Annotated in this window: 20 protein-coding genes and 1 pseudogene; 17 read left to right on the plus strand and 4 right to left on the minus strand. The window is 63.0% G+C overall.

Features of this window, described 5'->3' with window-relative positions:
• Positions 1-23: 23 nt before the first annotated feature.
• Both AC0L3S_RS11265 and AC0L3S_RS11270 read left to right on the plus strand, forming a co-directional pair.
• Complete coding sequence (locus AC0L3S_RS11265) at positions 24-314, plus strand: DUF1330 domain-containing protein (RefSeq protein ID WP_018454346.1); 291 nt, start codon at positions 24-26, stop codon at positions 312-314.
• 254 nt (positions 315-568) lie between these two features.
• Positions 569-2,281: a sulfatase-like hydrolase/transferase gene (locus tag AC0L3S_RS11270; protein ID WP_473279094.1), complete on the plus strand. Its 1,713-nt coding sequence runs from the start codon at positions 569-571 to the stop codon at positions 2,279-2,281.
• A 56-nt stretch (positions 2,282-2,337) separates the two neighbouring features.
• Here the strand turns inward: AC0L3S_RS11270 and AC0L3S_RS11275 are convergent, their stop codons facing one another.
• Together AC0L3S_RS11275 and AC0L3S_RS11280 are read right to left on the minus strand one after the other, a co-directional pair.
• Positions 2,338-3,897 (minus strand): glycine betaine ABC transporter substrate-binding protein, encoded by a 1,560-nt coding sequence (locus AC0L3S_RS11275; RefSeq protein WP_473279095.1) that lies wholly within the window; start codon positions 3,895-3,897, stop codon positions 2,338-2,340.
• Positions 3,894-4,676: an ATP-binding cassette domain-containing protein gene (locus AC0L3S_RS11280; protein WP_473279097.1), complete on the minus strand. Its 783-nt coding sequence runs from the start codon at positions 4,674-4,676 to the stop codon at positions 3,894-3,896. Before AC0L3S_RS11280 ends, AC0L3S_RS11275 begins: the two co-directional genes overlap by 4 nt.
• A 142-nt stretch (positions 4,677-4,818) precedes the next feature.
• On the opposite strand from AC0L3S_RS11280, the gene AC0L3S_RS11285 reads away from it, so the two are divergent.
• Both AC0L3S_RS11285 and AC0L3S_RS11290 read left to right on the plus strand, forming a co-directional pair.
• Positions 4,819-5,637 carry an ABC transporter ATP-binding protein gene (locus AC0L3S_RS11285; protein ID WP_473260515.1) on the plus strand — a complete coding sequence of 273 codons (819 nt, stop codon included), beginning with the start codon at positions 4,819-4,821 and terminating at the stop codon, positions 5,635-5,637.
• Positions 5,637-6,422, plus strand: a complete 786-nt coding sequence (locus AC0L3S_RS11290) for an ABC transporter permease (RefSeq protein WP_473260513.1) — start codon at positions 5,637-5,639, stop codon at positions 6,420-6,422. Before AC0L3S_RS11285 ends, AC0L3S_RS11290 begins: the two co-directional genes overlap by 1 nt.
• A 39-nt stretch (positions 6,423-6,461) precedes the next feature.
• Here AC0L3S_RS11290 and AC0L3S_RS11295 read toward each other — a convergent pair whose 3' ends face one another.
• Positions 6,462-6,911, minus strand: a complete 450-nt coding sequence (locus AC0L3S_RS11295; RefSeq protein ID WP_247288096.1) for a cupin domain-containing protein — start codon at positions 6,909-6,911, stop codon at positions 6,462-6,464.
• Between the two features lie 137 nt (positions 6,912-7,048).
• Between AC0L3S_RS11295 and AC0L3S_RS11300 the strand changes: the two genes are divergently transcribed.
• The 10 genes and pseudogenes from AC0L3S_RS11300 to AC0L3S_RS11345 all read left to right on the plus strand — a co-directional run bounded on the left by AC0L3S_RS11300 (position 7,049) and on the right by AC0L3S_RS11345 (position 19,691).
• Positions 7,049-8,074, plus strand: coding sequence for an ABC transporter substrate-binding protein (locus tag AC0L3S_RS11300; RefSeq protein WP_473279099.1), 1,026 nt, complete (start codon positions 7,049-7,051; stop codon positions 8,072-8,074).
• A 29-nt stretch (positions 8,075-8,103) separates the two neighbouring features.
• Entirely contained in the window at positions 8,104-8,808 is a 705-nt protein-coding gene (locus tag AC0L3S_RS11305; RefSeq protein ID WP_473279100.1) for an NUDIX hydrolase, read from the plus strand.
• Positions 8,809-8,903: 95 nt separating this feature from the next.
• On the plus strand, positions 8,904-10,226 hold the full coding sequence (locus tag AC0L3S_RS11310; RefSeq protein ID WP_473279101.1) for an ABC transporter substrate-binding protein: 1,323 nt from the start codon (positions 8,904-8,906) through the stop codon (positions 10,224-10,226).
• 31 nt (positions 10,227-10,257) lie between these two features.
• Positions 10,258-11,025, plus strand: coding sequence for an ABC transporter ATP-binding protein (locus tag AC0L3S_RS11315; protein ID WP_473279102.1), 768 nt, complete (start codon positions 10,258-10,260; stop codon positions 11,023-11,025).
• A 3-nt stretch (positions 11,026-11,028) separates the two neighbouring features.
• Positions 11,029-11,733, plus strand: a complete 705-nt coding sequence (locus AC0L3S_RS11320; protein ID WP_473279104.1) for an ABC transporter ATP-binding protein — start codon at positions 11,029-11,031, stop codon at positions 11,731-11,733.
• 13 nt (positions 11,734-11,746) lie between these two features.
• Positions 11,747-12,628 carry a branched-chain amino acid ABC transporter permease gene (locus AC0L3S_RS11325; protein WP_473279105.1) on the plus strand — a complete coding sequence of 294 codons (882 nt, stop codon included), beginning with the start codon at positions 11,747-11,749 and terminating at the stop codon, positions 12,626-12,628.
• On the plus strand, positions 12,625-13,644 hold the full coding sequence (locus AC0L3S_RS11330; protein ID WP_473279106.1) for a branched-chain amino acid ABC transporter permease: 1,020 nt from the start codon (positions 12,625-12,627) through the stop codon (positions 13,642-13,644). Before AC0L3S_RS11325 ends, AC0L3S_RS11330 begins: the two co-directional genes overlap by 4 nt.
• A complete protein-coding gene (locus AC0L3S_RS11335) occupies positions 13,604-14,554 on the plus strand; it encodes a polyphosphate kinase 2 family protein (protein WP_473260493.1) in 951 nt (316 codons plus the stop codon). Before AC0L3S_RS11330 ends, AC0L3S_RS11335 begins: the two co-directional genes overlap by 41 nt.
• 957 nt (positions 14,555-15,511) lie before the next feature.
• Positions 15,512-17,842: a mechanosensitive ion channel domain-containing protein gene (locus AC0L3S_RS11340; protein WP_473279110.1), complete on the plus strand. Its 2,331-nt coding sequence runs from the start codon at positions 15,512-15,514 to the stop codon at positions 17,840-17,842.
• Between the two features lie 297 nt (positions 17,843-18,139).
• Positions 18,140-19,691 (plus strand): annotated as a pseudogene (locus tag AC0L3S_RS11345) (winged helix-turn-helix domain-containing tetratricopeptide repeat protein).
• Between the two features lie 153 nt (positions 19,692-19,844).
• Here the strand turns inward: AC0L3S_RS11345 and AC0L3S_RS11350 are convergent.
• Positions 19,845-20,189, minus strand: coding sequence for a DUF1127 domain-containing protein (locus AC0L3S_RS11350; protein WP_473279111.1), 345 nt, complete (start codon positions 20,187-20,189; stop codon positions 19,845-19,847).
• Positions 20,190-20,301: 112 nt separating this feature from the next.
• Here AC0L3S_RS11350 and AC0L3S_RS11355 point away from each other — a divergent pair, with 112 nt between their 5' ends.
• The 3 genes from AC0L3S_RS11355 to AC0L3S_RS11365 all read left to right on the plus strand — a co-directional run bounded on the left by AC0L3S_RS11355 (position 20,302) and on the right by AC0L3S_RS11365 (position 23,614).
• Positions 20,302-21,852, plus strand: a complete 1,551-nt coding sequence (locus AC0L3S_RS11355) for a winged helix-turn-helix domain-containing tetratricopeptide repeat protein (RefSeq protein WP_473279112.1) — start codon at positions 20,302-20,304, stop codon at positions 21,850-21,852.
• 276 nt (positions 21,853-22,128) lie between these two features.
• On the plus strand, positions 22,129-23,127 hold the full coding sequence (locus AC0L3S_RS11360; protein ID WP_473260488.1) for a Bug family tripartite tricarboxylate transporter substrate binding protein: 999 nt from the start codon (positions 22,129-22,131) through the stop codon (positions 23,125-23,127).
• A 40-nt stretch (positions 23,128-23,167) separates the two neighbouring features.
• Complete coding sequence (locus tag AC0L3S_RS11365) at positions 23,168-23,614, plus strand: hypothetical protein (protein ID WP_473279114.1); 447 nt, start codon at positions 23,168-23,170, stop codon at positions 23,612-23,614.
• The last annotated feature ends 98 nt before the right edge of the window (positions 23,615-23,712 follow it).

A 23,712-nucleotide genomic window follows, 5' to 3' on the forward strand; every position in this document is an offset into this window, starting at 1 on the left:
TCCGATCGTGGGAGCGTCTTGAGATGCCGGCTTATGTGATTTTCGACGTCGAGATCAGGGATTTGCAGCAGTACCAAAGCTTCATGTTGGGCGTGAAGCCCGCCCTGGAGGCCGCTGGAGCCAGATATCTGGCGCGCGGGGGCGCCCACAAGGTTTACGAGGGAGATTGGCAGCCCCGCAGGATCGTTTTGCTGGAATTCCCATCCGTCGCAGCCTGGGAGGCGTTCTACACAGGCGCGACCTACCAGGGGCTCAAAGCGGTCCGGGACGCTTGCAGTTCTGCCCGCCTGGTCAGCGTCGAGGGCCTCGACTAGACGGCAAGTCGGTTCTGCACTGCGGGATTGCTCTGGCGGGACGAATTGGGCGCGGAGACCGCTGGGCTTCCGCTAACATTAATGGGCTTCCGCTAACATTAAGCGAAGGTCGGATCGCGCCACGCGTTGCTTGTCCGTGACCGTTCAATTACAGTTTTATGACACGGTGCAGGCCTTCCGGCTGCGCCGAACGCCGCAGGCCCGGTCAGCCGGCTCGGCAATCGCCTTGCCGGACCAGCAGTTGCGTGTCGTCGATGGCGTCCGCGCCCAATCCAGGTCCTTCTGCCACGACCGCCGTGCTGGCGAGCGTCGCCGCGCTCGGCATCTGGCGGCTGCTCGCGGTTGCGGCGCCGCATCTCGCCGCGCTCGTCCTGATGTACGAGACCGAGACGGATTTCGGCGCACGCCTCTCCTTCGTGCTGGCCTGGGGTATCCTCAACTTCTTCTGGATCGCGCTGCTGCGGCGGCCGGCGCTCTCGGGTGCGCTGTCGCTGACCATGGTCGTGGTGCTGGTGCTGCTGTCGCGGCTGAAGCACGACGTCGTGCAGATGACGGTCAACTTCATCGACCTGATGATGATCGACCGCGACACGGTCGCGTTCCTGTTCACGATCTTCCCGAATTTGCGCTGGTCGGTGATCGGGGCCGGCCTCGTCACGCTGCCGCTGATGTATGCGCTGTGGTGGCTCGACCCATTCCGCATACGCAGGCTGCCGGCGCTCGCCTGCAAGCTCGCCTGCCTCGCCGCGCTGGTCGGCTATTCGCTCTATCATCCTGACGAGGCCTGGCGCGGCTACTACGATGACGGCTATCTCTCGAAGTTCTTCCGCTCCGGCGTCAGCGCGGTCTCTGACTTCGCGCAATACGGCTTCATGGAGTCGGCCGCTTCGACCAACGAACGGCTCAACATGCCGCTGGTCGATGCCTGCCATCCCGCTGGCCGGCGGCCGAACATCATCATGGTCCATGATGAATCGAGCTTCGACATCCGCACCGCGCAGGGCATCAAGGTGCCGGCCGGCTACGGCAACCACTTCAAATCCTGGGACGGCAAGGAGCGCGCGTTCCTGGCCGAGAGCAATGGCGGGCCGAGCTGGTTCACCGAATACAATGTGCTCGCGGGGTTGTCGTCGCGCTCGTTCGGCCGCTTCGCCTATTTCGTGACGCGCATCGCAACAGGCCGGGTCGAGCGCGGCCTGCCGCTGGCGCTGCGCCGCTGCGGCTACGACACGATGTCGCTCTACCCCGCCTATGGCGGCTTCATGGCCGCGCGCAGCTTTCAGATGACGACCGGCATCGAGCGCTTCCTCGACTCCAGGGATCTCGGCGCCAAGGATGTCGAGCCCGATAGCTTCTTCTACGACAAGGCGCTCCGGTTGATGGGTGAGCGAACGCCGAACAAGCCGCTGTTTACCTTCATTTACCTCGGCGCCAATCATTTTCCGTGGGAGACGCGCTTCCGCCCGGATCTGCTGCCGAACTGGCGCGCACCGGGCAATGTGCCGTCCATTGACGAATATCTGCGCCGGCAGGCGATGAGCGCCGAGCAGTACAAGGCTTTCCTCGTGGGCCTGAAGAAGAAATTTCCCGGCGAACCCTTCCTGATCGTGCGCTACGGCGATCACCAGCCGGAATTCGCGCCTTCTATCCTCGAGCCCGGGCTCGACGAGGGTGCAATCGGCAAAAAGCTTGACGCCTACGATCCGCGCCTCTACGCGACCTATTACGCGATCGACGCCGTCAATTTCGAGCCGGTGAAGAGCGAGGCCGTGATGGATACAGTGGATGGTCCGTATCTGCCGCTGGTCATCCAGGAAGCCGCCGGCATCCCGCTCGATCCATCCTTCGCCGAGCAGAAGGAGATCATGCTCCGCTGCAAGGGCATCTTCTACGGCTGCAAGGACGGTGCGGAAGCGAGCCGGCTGAATCGGCTGCTGATCGATGCGGGGATGATCAGGGGGCTGTAGCGTCTCTCCAACGTCGTCCCATCCTTCGCCAGGACGACATCGAATGAATGGCGCGGCTACCGCCCACCCACCTTCTCCCACAACCATTTCGCCACCGCATCCGGCGACGAATTCGCGTCATTGCCGGCGGCGCGTAAATTGGCTTCGCGCATGGTCGCGATGTCGATCTTGCCGAGCAGCGGCTTCAGCGCGGCCTGCAGCCGCTCGTCGCCGGCGCGCTTCGGAGCCAGCAGCAGGATGGCATCGTAGGGCGGGATCGCGTGCCTGGGATCGTCGAGCGCAACGAGATCGTATTTTGCGATCAGCCCGTCGCTGGTGTAGCCCGCGATGACATCGACCTCGCCGCTGGCGACGGCCGCATACATGAAATCCGGCTGCATCTGGCGCTGGGCGCGGAACGAGAGCCCATAGGCCTTTTGCAGCGCCGCCCATTCGGGTCGCGAGAAGAACTCATAGTCGCCGGCGATCGACAGGGTCGAAGCATGCGCGGCGAGATCGGCGATGGTGCGGATGCCAAGCGCCTCCGCCCGCTTCTTCGGGATCACCAGCGCATAGGCATTCTCGAAACCGAGCTCGCCGAGCAGGGTGATGTTCTCTTTCGCAAGTGTCGTCTGCAGCTCAGCCAACAGCTCCGCGCGCGGCTTGATGTCCGTGCGGTGAAGCTGATTGGCCCAGAGCGTGCCGGAATAATCGACATAGAGATCGATGTCGCCGGCTTTCAACGCCTCGAAGATCACGCTCGAGCCGAGACCGGATCGTGCGACGGCGGAAAGACCGGCCGCCTGCAGCCGATCCCGCATCAGCGCCGACAGCACATATTGCTCGGCAAAGGTCTTGGCGCCGACGACATAGCTCTGTGATGAGCGGCCCATCGTCGGCACCAATGTTGCGGCGACCAGTGCCGCGATCCCGGCCCCGCCAAGCGCCGTACGCACGCGGCTGCGCCCGCGCAGGCCGCTCTCGATCAGGCCGAGCAGTTGATCGACGGCGAGCGCCAGCAGGGCCGAGGCAAAGCAGCCGAACAGCACGAACACCCAGTTCTGGGTCTGCAGCCCGGCAAAGATGTAATTGCCGAGGCTGGTCTGCCCGATCGGGGTCGACAGCGTCGCGGTGCCGATCACCCACACTGCGGCCGTACGGATGCCAGCCATCATCACCGGGAGGGCCAGCGGCAGTTCGACCATCACCAGCGACTGCCGTGCGGTCATGCCTACTCCCTGAGCGGCTTCGATCAGCGCGGGATCGATGCCGTTGAGGCCGGTGATGCCGTTGCGCAGCACCGGCAGCATCGAATAGAGCGCCAGCGCCAGCATCGCTGGCAGGAAACCGAAAGCGGAGAAGGAGACGCCGAACCAGGCAAGCGTCACGGAGGCCGCGAGCAGCAGGAGCGGGTAGAACAGCGCGAGCAGCGCCAGCCCGGGCACCGTCTGCACGATGCTGGCGAGCGCGAGCAGGACGGCGCGCGGGGTGGGGCGGTTGCGGGTCAGGATCGCCAGCGGCAGGCTGACGATCAGGCCGAGCGCAAGTGCGGCGAGACTCACCCGGACGTGGTTGCCGAGATAGTCGGGCAAATGCGCCAGCGCCTCGCCCCAGCGCGGATCGGTGAAAAGGCTCATGCCGCCCCGCTCTGTGGCAGCAGCGCGTTCAATCGTTCGACCTGGCGTCGCGGCGTCCGTAGCAGCTCCAGCACGTAGGCGTCGCCGCTTTTCGAGAGCTCCACTGGCGTGCCCTGCGCCAGCAGCTTCCCGCTGCGCATCACCGCGATGCGGTCGGCCAGCAAAATCGCTTCCGTCATGTCGTGGGTGATCATCACGGTGGTCAGGCCGAGCTTGCGGTGCAGCTCGCGAAAATCGTCGCCGAGCGCATCGCGGGTGAGGGGATCCAGCGCGCCGAATGGCTCGTCCATCAGCACGATGCGGGGCCGTGCCGCAAGCGCGCGTGCCACGCCGACGCGCTGGCGCTGGCCGCCCGAGAGCGCATCCGGCAATCGCTCGCGATGCGCGGCCCGGTCGAGCTGCACGAGCTCGAGCAACTCATCGACCCGCGTTGCGATATCCGCCGCCGGAACGCCGAGCAGTCTTGGCGTGATCCCGATATTGTCGGCGACGCTCAGATGCGGGAACAGTCCACCGCTCTGGAAGACGTAGCCGATGCGGCGCCGCAGCGCGACCTGATCGACCGATTGCACGTCGTCGCCCTCGACGGTGATCGTGCCGCCATCCGCCTCGATCAGACGGTTGGCGAGCCGCAGCAGCGTCGTCTTGCCCGAACCCGAGCCGCCGACAACGGCGACAAATTCGCCTTCGGCGATGTCCAGTGACACATCGTCCACGGCCTTGAGCGCGCCGAAGCTCTTGGTGACGTGGGCATAGCCGATCATTGGCCTGGACGGCATCGGGCGGGGCTCACTGCGCTGACCCGCCCCAAGGATTGAGGGAGGGAGGGGATGACAAGGCCCATGCGTAGCACGCTTGGCGCCTTGATTGAACTTGGCCGCGCGAGCGGCTAAGGCATCGGACCAAATTCGGAGGGAATACATGGCGACGCCTACGGCAGTGGCGCTGGAAGATGCCAAGGTCGCGTTCCAGCTGGGGGACGGGCGGGTCTATACAGCGGTGGAGAAGGCGAATCTGACGGTCGGAGAGGGCGAGTTCGTCGCCATCGTCGGCCCGACCGGCTGCGGGAAATCGACGCTGCTCAACGTCGCGGCCGGGCTGCTGAAGCCGGCTGCCGGGAGCGTCAGGATATTCGACCAGCCGCTCGCCGGGCTGAACCGAGATGCCGGTTATCTGTTCCAGGCCGATGCGCTGTTCCCCTGGAAGACCGCGCTCGACAATGTCGCGATCGGGCTCGAAGTCAGCGGCACGCCGCGCAGCGAGGCGCTGCCGCGGGCGCAGAAATGGCTGACCTCGGTCGGCTTGGGCGCCTTCGCCAACCGTTATCCGCACATGCTCTCGGGCGGCCAGCGCAAGCGCGTGGCGCTGGCTCAGGTGCTGATCCGCGATCCAAAGATCCTGCTGATGGACGAGCCGTTCGGGCCGCTGGATGCGCAGACCCGGCAGGTGATGGGCAACCTCCTGCTCGACCTCTGGAATGCCGATCGCAAGGCCGTGCTGTTTGTCACCCATGATCTGGAAGAGGCGATCGCGCTCGCCGACCGGGTCGTGATCATGTCGGCGGGGCCGTCCTCCCGCATCATCGGCGACTGGCGCGTGAGCCTGCCGCGTCCGCGCGACATTTTTGAAGTGCGGCTGGACAAGGAGTTCCATGCGCTTCATCGCGAGATCTGGAGCGTGCTCAAGGACGAGGTCATGAAGGGCTACGCGCAATCCACGCAAGCGGCGGAGGCGGTCTGATGTCGCGGGTGACGCTGCTTGCGCTGCAAGTGCTGGTCGCGGTGGTCTGCCTCGCGCTGTGGCAATTGCTGTCGACCGTGCCCGTGTTCGGCAAGATATTGCTGCCGCCGTTCTTCTTCTCCAACCCGGTCGATGTCTTCGCCCAGATCGTCAAATGGTTCTCGTCCGGTGTGATCTGGAAGCATCTCGGCATTACGCTGACGGAATCAATCCTGGCCTTCGTGATCGGATCGGCCGGTGGCGTGCTGATCGGCTTCTGGTTCGCGCGCCAGCCGCTGGTCGCCGCGGTGTTCGATCCCTACGTCAAGATGGTCAACGCACTGCCGCGTGTCGTGCTGGCGCCGATCTTCGCGTTGTGGCTTGGGCTGGGCATCTGGTCCAAGGTCGCGCTCGGCGTGACGCTGGTGTTCTTCATCGTGTTCTTCAACGTCTATCAGGGCGTCAAGGAGGTCAGCCGCACGGTGCTCGACAACGGTCGCATGCTCGGCATGAGCGAGCGGCAGCTGATGCAGCACGTCTATTGGCCGTCGGCGCTGTCGTGGATGTTCTCCTCGCTGCATACGTCGGTGGGCTTTGCCGTGGTCGGTGCGGTCGTCGGCGAATATCTTGGATCGGCGGCGGGGCTCGGCTATCTCATTCAGCAGGCCGAAGGCGTATTCGATGTCGCCGGCGTGTTCGCCGGCATGTTCGTGCTGTCGGCCTTTGTCATCCTGATCGACTTTGGCGTCACCTTGGTGGAGCGGAGACTACTGGTCTGGCGCCCGACCGTGGACGGGCGCGGCTAGACTGCAAGGGGGCTCGCATCGGCGCGAGCCCCGGATTGATCAATCCAGCAGCTTGGTGTCGTCGGGGGCCTGCGGCGGCGTCTTGATCGCGATCGCCTTGACCTGTCCGCTGATCGGCTTGGTGCCGCCATGCGGCGTCCCCTTCGGGATGATGACGAGGTCGCCTGGCTTCACCGTGACTTCCTTGTCGCCGAACCAGATCGTGCCGGTGCCCTCCAGAATGTACTGGATCTCGTTGGTGTTGGGATGCATGTGCTTGGGCACATTGCCGACCTGGATCGAGATGGTGGCGCCGTCGGCGCTTGCGAACATCTTGGAACGGAAGCCGACGGCGTTGGCGTTCCCGAGCGCGTCGCCCTCCATCTCGCCGGTGTGAATGATCTGCGGAGTGATGTTCTCCGCGGCCAGCGCCGGCCGCAGCAGGTGGGTTGCGCCGCACCCGGCGGCAAAAGCGGTGGCGATCGACAGTCCGATTGCAAGGCGATTCATGGATGATCCTCCCCATCAAGAATTGTTCTTGTGGGCTCATGCTATTGCGCCGAAAGGCCGATGGCCAGCGCCTTCGGTCCTGCTTCTCAAGCCAGTCCGGCTGCTCTATGGTGCCGCCAGCCGAACGGAGGAAACCAATGAAGAACACGATAGCCAGGCTCGCGGGCGCGCTGCTCGCGCTGACCCTCACCACCGGTCTCGCCGCCGCGCAAAGCAAGGTCACCATCGCGATCGGCGGCGGCTCCTGCCTGTGCTACCTGCCGACGGTGCTGGCAAAACAGCTCGGCGAATACGACAAGGCCGGCCTCAATGTCGAGCTCGTGGACCTCAAGGGCGGCTCGGACGCGCTCAAGGCCGTGCTCGGCGGCAGCGCCGACGTTGTCTCCGGCTATTTCGACCATTGCGTCAACCTCGCGGCCAAGAAACAGGAGCTTCAGGCGTTCGTCGTCTATGACCGCTATCCCGGCCTCGTGTTGGTGGTATCGCCGTCGCACACCAACGAGATCAAGTCGATCAAGGACCTCGCCGGCAAGAAGGTCGGTGTCAGCGCGCCAGGCTCCTCCACGGACTTCTTCCTGAAGTATATGCTGAAGAAGAACGGGGTCGATCCCGCCAGCACCGCCGTGATCGGCGTCGGCCTCGGCGCCACTGCGGTCGCCGCGATGGAGCAGGGCCAGATCGATGCGGCCGTGATGCTCGATCCGTCGGTGACCGTGCTCCAGGGCAGCCACAAGGATCTGCGCATCCTCTCGGACACCCGCACGCAAAAGGATACGCTCGAGACCTTCGGCGGCGAATATCCGGGCGGCGCGCTGTATTCGACCGCGGCCTGGGTGGCCGGCCACGAGAAGGAGACGCAGGCGCTCACCAACGCGATCCTGGGTACGCTCGCCTGGATCCACTCGCACTCGCCCGAGGAGATCATGGTGAAGATGCCGGAGGAGACCGTCGGCAAGAACAAGGACCTGTATCTCGCGGCACTCAAGAACACGATCCCGATGTACTCCGAGACCGGCAAGATGGACCCGAAGGGCGCGGATGCCGTGCTCGCGGTGTTCAGCGTCGGCTCGCCCGAGGTCGCCAATGCCAAGATCGACGTCAGCAAGACCTTCACCAACAAGTATGTCGAGCAAGCCAAGAAGACCACGGGAAGCGTCAAATAACTGACGCGAAGGCGTGGTCATCAGGCGTCATGACATCACCCATCATTCATCGGGTCACGACGCTTGAACTTGCCGTCCGGCCGATCGTCTGGGCATTCGCGGAGGAGCGGCGCGCCGAGATCGCCGCGCATTTCGCCGAGAAGCAGCGTGAGCGACCAAAGCTCTGGAACGGCCGCGTCCTGCTCGGGCTCGATGCAAGGTTCGCCGACGGCCATCTCTCTGCGACCTATTTCGAGACCGATTTCGCCAGCTTCCTCGCCTGGCGCGACTGGGGCTTTCCCGACAAGGCGGTGTTCAACGGTTTTGGCATGGGCGCGCTGCGCACCTCCGACGGCGCCTTCGTCATGGGCGAGATGGCGCAGCACACCGCCAATGCGGGCCGGATCTATTTCCCGTCGGGCACGCCCGATCTCGACGACGTCAGGGGCGACACGCTGGACATTCCCGGCAGCGTGATCCGCGAGCTCGAGGAAGAGACCGGCCTGACCGCGGCCGACTATCGGGTCGAGCCGGACTGGCACTGCGTCGTCACCGGCCCAACGATTGCGATGCTGCAAATTATCAACCTGGACATGCCGGGTGATGTGGCGCGTGCGCGGATCGAAGCCAATCTGGCGGGCGAGGCCGAGCCAGAGCTCTCGGCAATCCATCTCGTGCGCGGGAAGAGCGATCTCACGCCGTCCATGCCGCGATTTGTCACGGCCTTCGTCGAGCAGCAGTTCGCATCGCGCTGATGCGCGAGGCTTGACATCGCTGCGCTCAGCCCATGTGATGGGCAGAAATATAAAACCAAAAAGAATGCAATGCACAATCGTCCAGGGAGGTTTTGATGCGCGTGCGCAGGGCTGCCCGTCTGGTACGTGGGCTGTTGGTCGCGATATCGGCCACCGGCTTGATGGCTTCGGCCGAGGCCCAAGAGAAGGCTCAAGAGAAGAAGATCAAGATCGGCGTCGTGTTCGACCTGACCGGGCCGCTCGCAGGCGGCGGGTCCGAGCTCAATTATGTCGGCGCAAAGATCATCCTCGACCACTTCGCCAAGACCGGTGTCGAGGGCTACAAGATCGAGGCGGTCTATGCCGACGCCCAGAGCAAGCCCGACATCGCGATCAACGAATCCGTCCGTCTGCTCGAGCAGGAAAAGGTCGACATGGTGCTCGGCTTCTTCTCCTCGGCACAATGTGTGCCGGTGGCGGCCCGCGTCGAGCAGCTCAAGAAGTTCATGTGGATGACGACGTGCATCTCGTCGGCCGTGTTCAACGAGAAGGGCTACAAATACGTCTTCCGCCCCCAGGCGAGCGGCGACCAGTTCGGCATGATGACGATGGACTTCATCGCGCAGAACGCCAAGGCGAAGTTCGACAAGGAGCCGAAGGATCTGCGCGTCGCCATCATTCACGAAGACGGCGCCTATGGCGTCGACGTGTCCAGGGGCAACGAGGCCGGCGCGAAGAAGGCGGGCTTCAACGTCGTGATGAAGGAGGGCTATTCGGCCACCGCGCCCGACCTCTCCGCGTTGGTGACCAAGTTGAAGCGCGCCAAGCCCGACGTCATTTTCCACACCGGCTACAACCCCGATATCACGCTGTTGCTGCGTCAGGCGCGCGAGCAAGGGCTGAAGTTCGGCGCGCTGATGGGACACGGTGCGGGTTACGGCGTCTATGAGAAGCTGAAGGAAGGCATGGGGGCGGATGCCACCTACATCTTCAACACCGACCCGATCTCGATCTGGCTTGCCAACCAGAAGACCATGGATCCCAAGCTCCCGCCCGTGATCAAGACGGTCGGCGAGGAGTTCGACAAGATCCGGCCCGGCGTCGCCATCCGCTCGGCGCATGTCGGCATCGGTGCGTCCAACACTTATGTGTTCATGAATGACGTCCTGCCGCGCGCGATCAAGAAGTATGGCGGTGTCGATCCGGATGCGCTGCGCAAGGCTGCGCTCGACACTGATATTCCGGAAGGGGGCACCATGCTCGGCTTCGGCGTCAAGTTTTACGGCGAGGGCACGCCGATGGCCGGGCAGAACGAGCGCTCGTTCCCGGTCGTGATCCAATACATCGACGACAAATCCTCCGTGGTGTGGCCCAAGAGCCAGGCGCAGCGCGAGGCCGTGCTGCCGTTGCCCAAGGGCACCACCTACAGCAACCAGTAGCGCAAATGCGCGCAGAGAGGAGAGCGGGACGGTGCTGGAAGTCAGCGGGCTGGTGAAGCGGTTTGGTGGCTTCACCGCCGTCAACAATGTGTCGTTCAAAGTCGACCAGGGCGAGATCCTCGGCCTGATCGGCCCCAACGGCTCGGGCAAGAGCACGATCTTCAATATGCTATCGGGCACGCTGGCGCCGACGTCCGGTTCGATCCAGTTCGACGGCTCCGAAATCGCAGGCCTTCCGCCGCACCGGATCATCAACAGCGGCATCGGCCGCACCTTCCAGATCCCGCGCCCGTTCCGCCGCCTGACGATCTTCGAGAACGTCGCGCTCGCCGGCTTCTACGGCCAAGGCCGCCACAGCCGCGTCAAGGCCGAGGAGGCGGCCGAACGATCGCTCGCCATGGTGGGCCTGCCGACCGACCGCCATGCCAGTGTCGACGGTCTGGGTGCAGCGGGGTTGAAAAAACTGGAGCTGGCGAAAGCACTCGCTACCGCGCCGAAACTCCTGCTGGCCGATGAGAGCCTCGGTGGCCTCGACGAGGCCGAGATGGGTCAGGCGGCCGACATGCTGCGCAACATCCGCGACGAACTCGGCATCACCATCATCTGGGTCGAGCACATCATGGGCGTGCTGATGCGCGTGGTCGATCGCGTCATGGTGCTCGATCACGGCGAGAAGATCTCGGAAGGGTTGCCGAGTGCCGTTGCCGGCGATCCCCGTGTCATCGAGGTCTATCTCGGCACCGATGCCGAGACCACGCAGGCCGCGGCCGCCGCAGCGCGCCGCCGCGCGGGAGGGTAGCCGATGCTGGAGCTCCGCGGCGTCAATGCCGGCTATGGCACGTTCCAGGCACTGTTCGACGTCGATCTCGACGTGAAGGCGGGTGAGGCCGTCGGCGTCATCGGGCCGAACGGCGCCGGCAAGACCACCTTGATGCGCGTCATCTCCGGGCTGATCCGCCCCTCGCGCGGTTCGATCAGAATGGAAGCCGTCGACGTCGTGGCCACGCCGCCGCACAAGATCGTCAGCCTCGGGATCGCGCACGTGCCGGAGAACCGGCGGCTGTTTCCGCAGCTATCCGTCGACGACAATCTCAAGATGGGCGCGTTCATGAAGGAGGCGCGCGGCCACTATGCCGAGCGGCTGGACGTGGTGTTCGAGCTGTTTCCGCGCCTGAAGGAGCGCCGCCACCAGATGGCCGGCACCATGTCCGGCGGTGAGCAACAGATGTGCGCGATCGGTCGCGCGCTGATGTCGAATCCAAAGCTGCTGCTGCTCGACGAGCCGTCGGCGGGGCTCGCGCCGGTCGTGGTGCAGCAGGTGTTCGAGCTGGTGAAGCGGATCCGTGCCAGCGGACTGACCGTGCTGATCGTCGAGCAGAATGTGCAGCAGGTGCTGAAAGTGGTCGACCGCGCCTATCTGATCGAGGCGGGTACGATCAGGTCCTCAGGCACCTCGGCCGAGATGCTGGCGAGCGACACGGTCAAGGAAGCGTATCTCGGGGTGTGAGGTTCATGCGGGCATGCAAGCATTTCTGGACATTTTCGACATCTACCTGCTGGAGGCCGTGATCAATGGCATCCTGCTCGGCGGCGTGCTGGCGCTGCTCGCGCTCGGGCTCAATTTGATCTTCGGCGTCATCGACGTGACCTGGATCTGCTACGCAGAGCTGGTGATGATCGGCATGTACGCGATGTATTTCCTGGTGCAGTATTACGGCATCAGCTATTTCCTCGCCGCGCCGCTCACCATCCTGCTGGTCGCGGTGCTCGGCGCGGCGCTGCATTACCTCGTGATCGCGCCGCTGCTCACGGCGCCGCCGATCAACCAGTTGCTCGCGACCGGCGGAGTGCTGTTCGTGCTGCAGAGCTCTGCCACGGTCGCCTTCGGCATCGACTTCCGCAACCTCGGCATTCGCCTGCCGGTGCTCGCCTTCGGCGACATGAATTTCAGCTACGCACGACTTCTGTCCTTCCTGGCGGCGCTGGTCGGCATGGTCGCGGTCTATCTGTTCATGACCCGGACGTTCACCGGCACCGCGATCCGGGCGATCTCGCAGGACCGGCAGATCATGGCGCTGATGGGCGTCGACACCAAGCGCATCTATCTCATCACCTCCGCGATCGGCGGGGGGCTGGCCGGGCTAGCAGCGTGCTTGCTGGTGCTGCAATATGACGTGCATCCCTTCGTCGGCCTGTCGTTCGGGCCGATCACCTTCCTGATCTGCGTGCTCGGGGGCTTAGGCAATTTCATCGGCGGCTTCATCGCCGCCTTCGTGTTCGCCGAGATCATCTCGCTCGGCGGCCTGTTCTCCGATCTCGAATGGGGCTATGTGCTCGCCTTCGCCTTCTTCATCGTCATGATGTTCATCCGGCCCGCGGGCCTGCTCGCGAGGCGCCGATGATGGGGCGGGGACGGCTTGCAGCTTGGGGGATCGGATTGGCGGCGCTGGTCGCACTGCCTTTCGTCTATCGCGATCCCTATCATCTGCACATCCTGGTGCTGATCCTGATCTGGTCGTTCGCCTATACGTCATGGTCGATGATGGGGCGGTTCGGCCTGGTCTCGCTCGGCCATGGCGGTTTCATGGGCATCGGCGCCTATGTCACCGCGCTACTCTGGAATCACCTGGGCTGGTCGCCCTGGATCGGCATCCCCATCGGCATGGTCGCGGCCGGCGCACTGGCGCTGATCGTCGGCTATCCCTGTTTTCGCTTTCGTATCACCGGGCACTATTTCGTGCTGGTGACGCTCGCGCTCTCCGGCATCGTGCTCCAGGTCATCACCGCGACGCGCGACTACACCGGCGGCTCGCTCGGCTATACGCCGAACCGGGCCGCGGGCAACAAGCTCTGGTCGCTGCAATTCGACGACAAGATCACCTGGTACCTGATCGCGCTCGGGGTCTGGCTGTTCGGCATCGTGGTCTGGCACTGGGTCGACCGCAGCATGGCGCGCTACGCACTGGAGGCGATCTCGGAGGACGAGGACGCCGCGGCCGCCGCCGGCGTCGACGTCACCGCGGAGAAGCTGAAGATTACCCTGCTCAGCGCGCTGATGACGGCGCTCGCCGGCGCGCTCTACTGCCAGTACCAGATGTTCATCACGCCCGACACCGTCAGCGGCATCGCGGTGTCGCTCCAGATGGTGTTCGCGGCCATCGTCGGCGGCCTGTTCGTCTCGCTCGGCCCGACCTTCGGCGCTGTCATCACGATTATGCTGGCCGAGACCCTGCGCATCGGTTTCGGCACCAAGGCAGTCGGCTGGGACAATCTCGTCTACGGCGTGCTGCTCGTGCTGTTCATCATATTCCTTCCGAAGGGCATCCTTGGTAGCTTGCTCGAACGATTGAAGCCGCAACGCAAGGTGCCCCGCGCTCATGAGCAAGAAGCCGTCCAAATCGCTCGCCCAGGAACTTGACCGCTACATTACGCCCTTCCGCTACGACGGTTCGGGCAAGTTTCATCTCAAGGAGCACAAGACCGACGAGAAGGGCGATCTCGACAAGGAGAAGGCGCAGGAGCTTCTCGAGGCCAACAAGAAGAGGCTGATCGCGTTTCAGGAGAAGCTCTACGCCCAGGATCGCTGGTCGGTGCTGATCGTGTTCCAGGCGATGGACGCCGGCGGCAAGGATTCTGCGATCAAGGCGATCTTCGAAGGCATCAATCCGCAGGGCTGCGCAGTCAGTGCCTTCAAGGCGCCGAGCAGCAAGGAGCTCGATCACGACTTCCTCTGGCGCCACGCGGTCGCGCTGCCGGAGCGCGGCCATATCGGCATCTTCAACCGCTCCCATTACGAGGAATGCCTGGTGACGCGCGTGCATCCGGAAATCCTCGCCAAGGAGAAGCTGCCGCCAAAGCTCGTCACCAAGAACATCTGGAAGGAGCGGTTCGAGGACATCTCTGCCTGGGAGCGCTATCTCTCGCGCAACGGCACCGTGGTGCTGAAATTCTTCCTCAATTTGTCCAAGGACGAGCAGCGCGAGCGCTTCCTCGACCGGCTGGAGGATCCGTCAAAGCAGTGGAAGTTCTCCATGGACGACATCAAGGAACGCGCGCTGTGGCCGCGCTACCAGGCGGTCTATCAGGACATTGTCCGGCACACGGCAACGCCTCACGCGCCGTGGTATGTCGTGCCGGCCGACCACAAATGGTTCGCCCGCGTCGTGATCGGGTCGGCCATCGTCGCGGCGCTCGAACAGCTCGATCTGCGCTTCCCCCGCGCCGACAAGGCCTCGCTGGGCGAATTCGACGAGGTGCGCAGGGCGCTGGAGAAAGAGGAGAAGGCGGACAAGAAACAAAAAACGCGAAAACAACCCCATGCACAGTAGCCGGGGATAACGAAATCAATGGCTTGAAGGTCAGATCGAGAGATTGCGGATTTCTCGAAGAGGTTTGACTCGTCGGGCAAAACAGGGGTATGATGTCATCATCCCCAATCCCTCTGTACCCACGCGCAACCCGTAGCAGACGCGCTCTACATTTGCGGGAAGGGCAGTCTTGTAACTCGTCCACTTCTCGTGTTCGGCAGCGGCGTGTCCGTCGCGCCGGAATGGAACGCGTCCTCAAATGTGATACCGCGGCCGTTGATCGTGCTTGACAGTCTTGCGTCACGGGAGGACCATCGCAATGGTCGCAAACAAGCGACGCGCAACGTCCACATCAAGAGCAAGGGGAGGTCTATGACACCACCTCCGCAGATCCAGCCGCGTTAAGTGCGATGGAGCTCGTTCGGACTATCGCATAGCGGCAGAAATCGCGAACGGCACGCCGGGCCAAGGTCTAGTGGGCTGCATCAGTGTGGCATAGCCCCTACCTGCCCGGCGCTGTACCCTGCATCACATCGATTGCATCACAGCGATCATGTCGGATGGCCGTGACTAGGCCGCCGCGCTTTTGACATCCTGCTTCTCTCCTCCTCCTCATCGCGTCATTCCGGGCCGACTCCCGGAATGACGCAGGGTGACCGCATATCAGGGCGAGCGCACATGACATCTCAGCGGCGCCTGAGCGAGCGCCTCGTCCTTCGAGACGACCGCTTCGCGGTCTCCTCAGGATGAGGCTCAGCTGCATCCATCTCCATTGAAATGCTGCCGCATACGGATCCCTCGGCTTGAAATCGCGGTTCCCGCTTCCTGCACCGCGGCAAATGCCAAGAGAATGTCGCCTCATTGGCCAACTTCCGACACAGCGCCGGGGCGAATAGCGTCGATCCGACATGATGCATGTGCTTCGGCGGTGACGGTCCCGACGTCGCCGTCGCATTCATTTTTCCCAGGGAATCCCTCGTGTCGCATAAGCTTGCCTCCGCGCTTCTTGCCGCGCTCTTGATCGCGATTTCGTCTCTCTCCAGCGTCAGCGCCGCGCCGCCTGCGCCGGCGACAAACAGCGCTGCCACGGTGTCGCCCGAGGAGGCCAAGCGGGCGCTGGAGACGCTGCAGGACGACAAGAAGCGTGGGCAGATGATCGATACGCTGCGCGCGATCGCCAATGCGTCTGGTGCACAGCAGTCCGCGCCCGAGCCAAAATCGCCGATCCCGTTGGCGGCCGACGGCCTCGGTGCGCAGCTCATGCTCACCGTGTCCGAGGAAATCGGCGAAATTTCGCGAGACGTCGCCGATATGGCCAGGACGCTCACGCACTTCCCGGCGTTCTATTACTGGATCGTGCGGACCGCGAACGATCCCGCGGCCTACAATCTCCTGATCGAGATCGCCTGGAAACTCGCGCTGGTGTTCGGCTGCGCCTTTTGCGCCGAATGGGTGATGTTCCGTCTGATCCGGCGCCCCGTCGTGTTCCTGGAAGGGCGCATGCCGCAAACGGCGCGCCTGCCGGTGCAGGTGTTGCCCATTGCCGATCCGCCGTCGTCGGTGGCCGATGTCACCCCCGCGCCCGAACTGTATAGGCGCCGCCACAGCCTGGCGCGGGCCTGGCAGATCATGCTGCGGCTGCCCCTCGTGCTGGGACGCTTTCTGCTCGAACTGCTTCCCGTGTTGGTCTTTGTCGGCGTCGCCACGGCGCTGCTCGGCACCGAGATCGGCGAGTCCACCACCGTCCGCCTCGTAATCCTCGCGGTCGTCAACGCCTATGCGTTCTCGCGCGGGCTCATCTGTGTGGTCCGTGTGCTGGCGGGACCGTTCGGCTTGTTTCCGGTCAAGGCCGAAACCGCCGCCTATATCGAGATCTGGGCGCGCCGCATCGTCGGTGTCGCCGTCTCCGGCATCGCCGTTGCCAACGTTGCGCTGCTGCTCGGCCTGCATCGCGCCGGCTATGCCGCGCTCTTGCGCATGGTGATGCTGGTCGTTCATCTCTTCGTCGTCGTCATCATCCTGCAATGCCGCCGCCAGGTCGCCGAAGCCATCCGCGCGCCGGCCGACCGGCAGGGGATCGCGGCGGGACTGCGCAACCGCATCGCGGGCGGCTGGCACTATCTTGCCATCGCGCTCGACCTGGCGCTGTGGGCCGTGTGGGCGCTGAACATTCGCAACGGCTATTCGTTGCTGCTGCAATATTTCGTCGGCACCATCGCGGTGGCGCTGATCACGCGCGTTGCCATCATGCTGACGCTGGGCCTGATCGACCGCGGCTTCCGCATCAAGCCGGAGATCCTCCAGCGCTTTCCGGGCCTCGAGATCCGCGCCAACCGCTATCTGCCGCTGCTGCGCAAGATCGTATCTGGCGTCATCGCCTTCATCGGCCTGGTGGCCGTGCTCGAAGTCTGGGGCGTCGATGCCATCGTCTGGTTCTATGGCGGCCAGATCGGCGGCCGGCTGATCTCGGCGGTGGTGACGATCGGACTTGCCGTATTCATTGCAGCTGCGATCTGGGAAGCCAGCAACGCGCTGCTGGACCGCCAGATCAATTCGCTGTCGCGGGACGGGCACTATGCCCGCGCCGCGCGGCTGCGGACTTTTCAGCCGATGCTGCGGACGGCCTTGCTGTGCGTGATCGCCACCGTCGTCGGCCTCACGGCGCTCAGCGAGATTGGCGTCAACGTCGCGCCGCTGCTGGCGGGCGCCGGCATCGTCGGCATCGCCATCGGTTTCGGTTCGCAAAAACTGGTGCAGGACCTCATCACCGGCCTATTCCTGCTGCTGGAGAACACCGTGCAGGTCGGCGACAGCGTCAGCGTGTCCGGGCTCTCGGGCGTGGTCGAGAACGTCTCGATCCGCACGATCAGGCTCCGGGCTGGCGACGGTGCCGTGCACATCGTGCCGTTCAGCGCGGTCACCACCATCACCAATGCCAGCCGTGGCGCTGGCAATGCGTCCGTCAGCGTCAACGTCGCCTACAAGGAGGATACCGATCGCGCTGGTCAGATCCTCAAGGACATCGTCGACGAGATGCGCCGCGAGGTCGAATTCCGCAGCCTGATCCGCGGCGATCTCGATCTCTGGGGCATCGACAAGGTCGACGGCGCCATGGTGTCGATCGTCGGCCAGATCCGTTGCACCGAGGCCGGCCGCTGGCCGGTGCAGCGCGAATTCAACCGCCGCATGAAGCAGCGTTTCCAGCACAACGGCATCGAGGTCGCATCCGCCACCCAGACCATCCTGATGCACATCGCGCCGCCGACTGATGGCGCCGCTCATCTGACGCCAAGGCGAGCGGCAGGATAGGGCGTGCCCATAAACATCGGCTTACCAATCCAAAGCGGAAGTCTCCCACCTTGCGTGTGATCGGCGGCTCGTGACCCATACCAGAAGTCGGCTTGTCCCAATGTTGCATCTAGTCGTGTTCGCCTGCGCTCCAATCCCTGTTGGTAGCAGGCTTCAGGTGTTCATCCGGCGGATCGATGCCTCGGCCAAGGCATGAGAGGTTAAGCTTGACGTTCCGCTTACTTTTTCCTTACCGGCAGCTTATCCTTAGGCTCGGCACTGAATCTGTGACCGGCGGCAGCCTAAGGGATTGGCAGCTTGCGTTATCTCTTTGAGGAATACGCATTTGACACCGAGCGGCGCGAGCTACATCGCGGGGCGAACGTCGTCCCTGTCGCTCCACAGGTCTTCGATCTACTCGACTACCTTATCCGCAACAGGGAGCGCGTCGTCAGCAAGGACGATCTCATCAACGCCATTTGGAGCGGGCGGAGCGTGTCCGAAGCCGCGCTCACGACGCGCCTTAATGCTGTCCGCACTGCCATTGGCGATTCCGGTGAAGAACAGCGATTGATCAAGACACTGCCGCGCAAAGGCTTCCGTTTCGTCGGAACAGTGCGTGAAACGACAGACGAGGCAATAGGCGATGCTGCTGTGCAGGGGCAGGCACCAGATCTCTCGCTCCCCGAGAAAGCCTCTGTGGCCGTTCTCCCTTTTGTCAACCTGAGCTCCGATCCGGAACAGGACTACTTTGCTGATGGAATGGCCGAGGACATCATCACTGCGCTGTCTCGGTTCAAGGCTCTATTCGTCATCGCACGCAACTCGAGTTTCACGTACAAAGGGCGCGCCGTCAACGCGAAGCAGATCGGGCGCGAACTTGGGGTGCGCTACATCCTAGAAGGCAGCGTCCGCAAAGCTTTGGACCGTATTCGCATCACGGGACAGCTTGTCGACGCCGCCACCGGGGCTCATCTTTGGGCCGACCGGTTTGAGGGTGAGCTCGGCAACGTCTTCGATCTGCAGGATCAAGTGACTGAGAGCGTGGTTGGAGCGATCGCACCGACCGTGGAAAAAGCGGAGATCGAGCGCGCCAAGCGTAAGCCAACGGAAAGTCTCGACGCGTATACTGTCTATTTGCGCGGATTGGCTAGACACTATCAAATTGACCACAGCCGGCAGGCGATTGAGGACGCATTGCGTCTATTCAACACCGCGACTGAACTCGATCCGAATTTTGCGGCCGCGTATGGCCGTGCTGCCTCTTGCTACGCATATAGTAAGGGCATTGGCTGGTTCTCAGGCACGACGGAAGAGATTGACGAAGTAAAACGACTCGTCAAACGCGCGGTCGAGTTGGGCAAAGATGACGCGATCGCGCTCAGTGCGAGCGGATGGGCTTGCGCCTATATCGTTGGCGATTTCGAGCAAGGGGCCGCCCTGATCGACCGTGCACTTTTGCTGAATGTCAATTTGGCTGAGGCATGGCACTTCAGCGGTTGGGTGAAAAATTGGCTCGGCGAGCCGGTGCCGGCGGTCAAATGTTTCGCGCGCGCCATGCGTCTGAACCCATTGGATTCGAGGATGGCGGGCATGCGAACCGGGACCGCGTATGCGCATTTCCTGCTAGGCCGGTATGACGAGGCGGCGTCGTGGGCGGCACTGGCGTTGCAATACAATCCGGAGTTTCCGGCTGGATTGCGCGTGGCCGCCGCGAGCAACGCGATGGCCGGCCGCATGGAAGAGGCACGCAAGGCAATAGCTCGGCTCCGGCGAGTTCATCCCACGCTGCGCGTGTCAATCATACGGCACCTGGTGCCTCATCGACGGATATGAAGAAGGGCTAAGGAAAGCCGGATTGCCAGAGTAAGCCGGTTCACTTGTGCAAACGGGGTGATCGAGCGCGAGGCGCAATGTCTGCGATTGGCCCGTTAGCGAAGTACCGGCACACCTCGACTGGGTCCCGCTTAGTGAGGCATGTCGGACCAGATTTGCTCGGGGTGAATTCTTCGCACTTTGACCCTTATCGGAAGTCGATGGGCCCGATTTGGCCGTCGAACGTTGGCAGATATCGCACCCATTCGGCGGATCGGATGCCTCGCGGGTCGATACCTCGGTTCGAAGCGACGTAGTCGATCTCGCCGCGCGTTGTGCCGATATCCATTAGCTCCCTGTCACTGAGGTCTGACAACGTGGCTCGTAACCTATGGCGTTCGCGCCGTTCTTGAAAAGCATCCCAACATCTCTTGAAAAGGTTGGAGACGCCGTAGGCCAAAGCTGCCATCTGTCCCAACCCTGTTGCACCGTAGGTCGTGCTCATCGGGGTACCTTCTCTGGTTGTTCTACCCAGACGAGGGTGCCAAGGCATGGGAGGGCGCGCTTGACATTCGGCTTACATTTTCCTCACCGGCGGCATACTCTTTGCGTTCCGAGCCGTCCGAGTGGCCGAATGATCGGAGGCCTCACGAGGAGTTGGCAGCTTGCGCTATCTTTTCGAGGAATACGCATTCGACACCGACCGGCGCGAGCTGCATCGCGGGGCAGACCTCATCCCAGTCGCGCCACAGGTATTCGATCTGCTCGATTACCTGATCCGCAACAGGGAGCGCGTCGTCAGTAAAGACGACCTCATCAATACCGTTTGGAATGGGCGCAGCGTTTCGGATGCAGCACTGACGACGCGGCTGAATGTTGCCCGAAGCGCAATCGGCGATTCCGGGGAGGAACAACGCCTGATCAAGACGTTGCCGCGCAAGGGATTCCGTTTCGTCGGACAGGTGCGCGAGTCGCGAGAAGCTGCGGGCCCAAGTCCCGGCGATGTGCCCGAGGGTGCTCTTGCGGTTCCCGACAAGCCCTCCATCGCTGTGCTTCCGTTCGAGAACATGAGCGGCGATCCCGAGCAGGAGTATTTTGCTGATGGGATGGTTGAAGAAATCATCACGGCGCTTTCTCGTTTCAAAGGGTTGTTCGTGATCGCTCGCAATTCGAGCTTCGCGTTCAAAGCCAAAGCCGTCGATGTGAAGGAGGTCGGACGCAGGCTTGGCGTACGCTATGTCCTTGAGGGGGCTGTACGCAAAGCGTCGGGGAAGGTGCGCATCACAGGGCAGTTGATTGATGCGGTGACGGGCGCGCACATCTGGGCGGACAGGTTCGAGCGTGACCTGACAGACGTTTTTGCTCTCCAGGACGAAGTCACGGTCGCCGTTGTCTCAACCATTCAGCCAAAATTGTTTCAAGCAGAAATTGAGATGGCGACGCGACGGCGACCGGAGAACCTCACCGCATATGATTTTTATCTCCGCGCTCTGCAGCAGTCTAGCCTAACGACCCGCGAAGGGTTGGCCGAGGCGATAAGGCTGGCTCATCGCGCTTTGGAGCTAGACCCTCGGTACGGCTTAGTCGCGGCTATGGCAGGCATCTGGCACATGGTCAACGTCATCTTAGGCTTTGCTACCGATCCTCAATTCGACAGGAAGGAGTCAGTTCGGCTTTCTCGCTTGGCATTGAGCCTCGACGATAGTAATCCATTTACATTAGCAACGGCTGCTTTAATCTCAGCGTACATGGTCGGCGATATTGAAAGTGCGATCGAAATGGCTGACCGGGCGGTCGCGCTCAACCCAAATTCATGGGACACATGGAACTGCAGAGGCTGGGTATATAACTATGCGGGGCTGCCGGAGGAAGCGGTCCGAAGCTTTGAACGTGCCATGCGCATGAGCCCGGTCGACCCGCGGCTACACACAACCTTTGCTGGGATGGGGTTGGCCTTTATCGAGCTTGGTCGTTTTGACGAGGCGATCGTCGGAGGGAAGAAAGCCCAACGTCTGAACCCCCACTTTCCGGCAGCTTACCACTGTCTCGCATCCGCTTTCGCTCATCTCGGACGCGATGCCGAGGCCCGTGAGGCGGCTGCGCGTGTGCTTGAGGTCGATCCTTCCTTTACAATTACTTCGCGGATCGCTCGCGGCGGGCAATCAAACGCGAAGCTACTAATTGAGGGTCTTCGGAAAGCGGGGTTGCCCGAATGAGCCCGCGCACGTCCGCGCCGATGGGCTGATCTATAGGGCGCGATTTGCTGCGATGCATGAGTCCGCTTCTGGCCCAACTCGGACCTAGGATGAGGTGCCCCAACACGGCCGGTATCGGAGGCAGAGCGGACCTCACACGAAGTGCAGCGCGGGTTTATGAGTACATGTCCTAAGCGGTCCGGCATCATTTCCGGCTTGCCTCCATCCGTCCGGCAGCGTTCACTCCGGCTCCAGCCCCCTGACAACATGCGGGCGACAAAAGGGTGGGAGAGACTGATGCGGGGGCGGTGGGCTGGACTGCGCGATTATGTGATCGCCATTTGTGCGTTGCTCGGATGTGCGGCGTGGACTGCTCCTGCGAGCGCCCAGCCGTTTCCGTCCCGCCCCATCACCCTCGTGGTGCCGTTCGCGGCGGGCGGCCCGACCGACACGCTGGCGCGGATCCTGTCCGAACGCATCGCCGCCGAATTGCACGCGACAATCGTCGTTGAAAACGTGGCGGGCGCGTCCGGCAGCATCGCCGGCGCCCGCGTCGCGCGCGCAACGCCTGACGGCACCACGATCACGATCGGCCATTGGGGCACGCATGTGCTCAACGGCGCCATCTTCAAGCTGCCCTATGACGTGATCGCCGACTTCGAACCGGTCGCGACGATCGCGATGGGCACGCAGCTCATCGTCGGCCGGAAGTCGCTCGAGGCCAACACTCTGAAAGAGATGATCGCGTGGCTGAAGGCCAATCCCGGCAAGGTGACTGCCGGTACCGCCGGCGCCGGCACGGGAGCGCACGTCGCCGGTGTCTTCTTCAAGGAGAGAACCGGCACCGACTTCCAGTTCGTGCCCTATCGCGGCGCGGGGCCCGCCATGATCGACCTCGTGGCCGGGCAGATCGACATCATGTTCGATCAGGCCTCGAACTCGCTGCCGCACTACAAGAACGGTGCGATCAAGGCGTTCGCGGTGACGTCGCCGACGCGGCTCGCCTCCGCGCCCGATATCCCGACTGTCGACGAGGCGGGGCTGCCCGGCCTCTACATCTCCTATTGGCACGGCATCTGGGCACCGAAGAACACGCCGAAGGAGATCGTCGCAAAACTCAACGCGGCCATCGTCGCCGTGCTCGCCGACGCTTCCGTCAAGCAGCGGTTCGGCGAATTGGGGCAGGAGATTCCTCCGCCCGATCAGCAAACGCCCGCAGCGCTCGGAGCCTTCCAGAAGGCCGAGACCGAGAAATGGTGGCCGATCGTGAAGGCCGCCGACATCAAGGCGGAGTAGCGCTGTCACCTAGCGCGTGTACTCATCAAAGCGGGCCGCCTTGGCTCAGGTGACGGGTCAACCTGCCGGCAACCATATCGACAGGAGACGCGAGCGTATCCACGGAGACAAGCACAGATTGCCAATGCGTCTCGCGCAAAGTTTGCCATGTTTCCGGGAAGCGCAAACCATGTTGCCCGCAGATTACGTTTTTGGCCTGGCTAGCGCGCTAGTCCTCACGTTCAACCTTTACTTTGGACCTCGTATCAAGCGCGAACGGGTTGCAATGCAGTGGGGCCGTAACGGCGAGCCGACGTGGTACGCCCCAAAATGGATGGTGATGTGGGGAATGATCGCCTTCATGGCGGCTGTTCGGCTGTTTATTTGGCTGGCTTCCACATACGCGCCGCAACGTGTGCACGGTTTCGAGCTGGGCATAGTCATTTTCTCGGTAATTGCCGCAGGCTCCCACCTCTTCGTGTTGATGAAGGCGAGAGCGGCACGGTGAACGAGATTGCGCAAGTCGGCTACGGGGTCACACGTCGCCGATCGCGCTCCAGGTGATACCTTAGCTTTGCCTTGGCGTTTGTGAGTACACGTCCTAGG

The sequence above is a fragment of the Bradyrhizobium sp. Ken01 genome, from assembly GCF_055807355.1.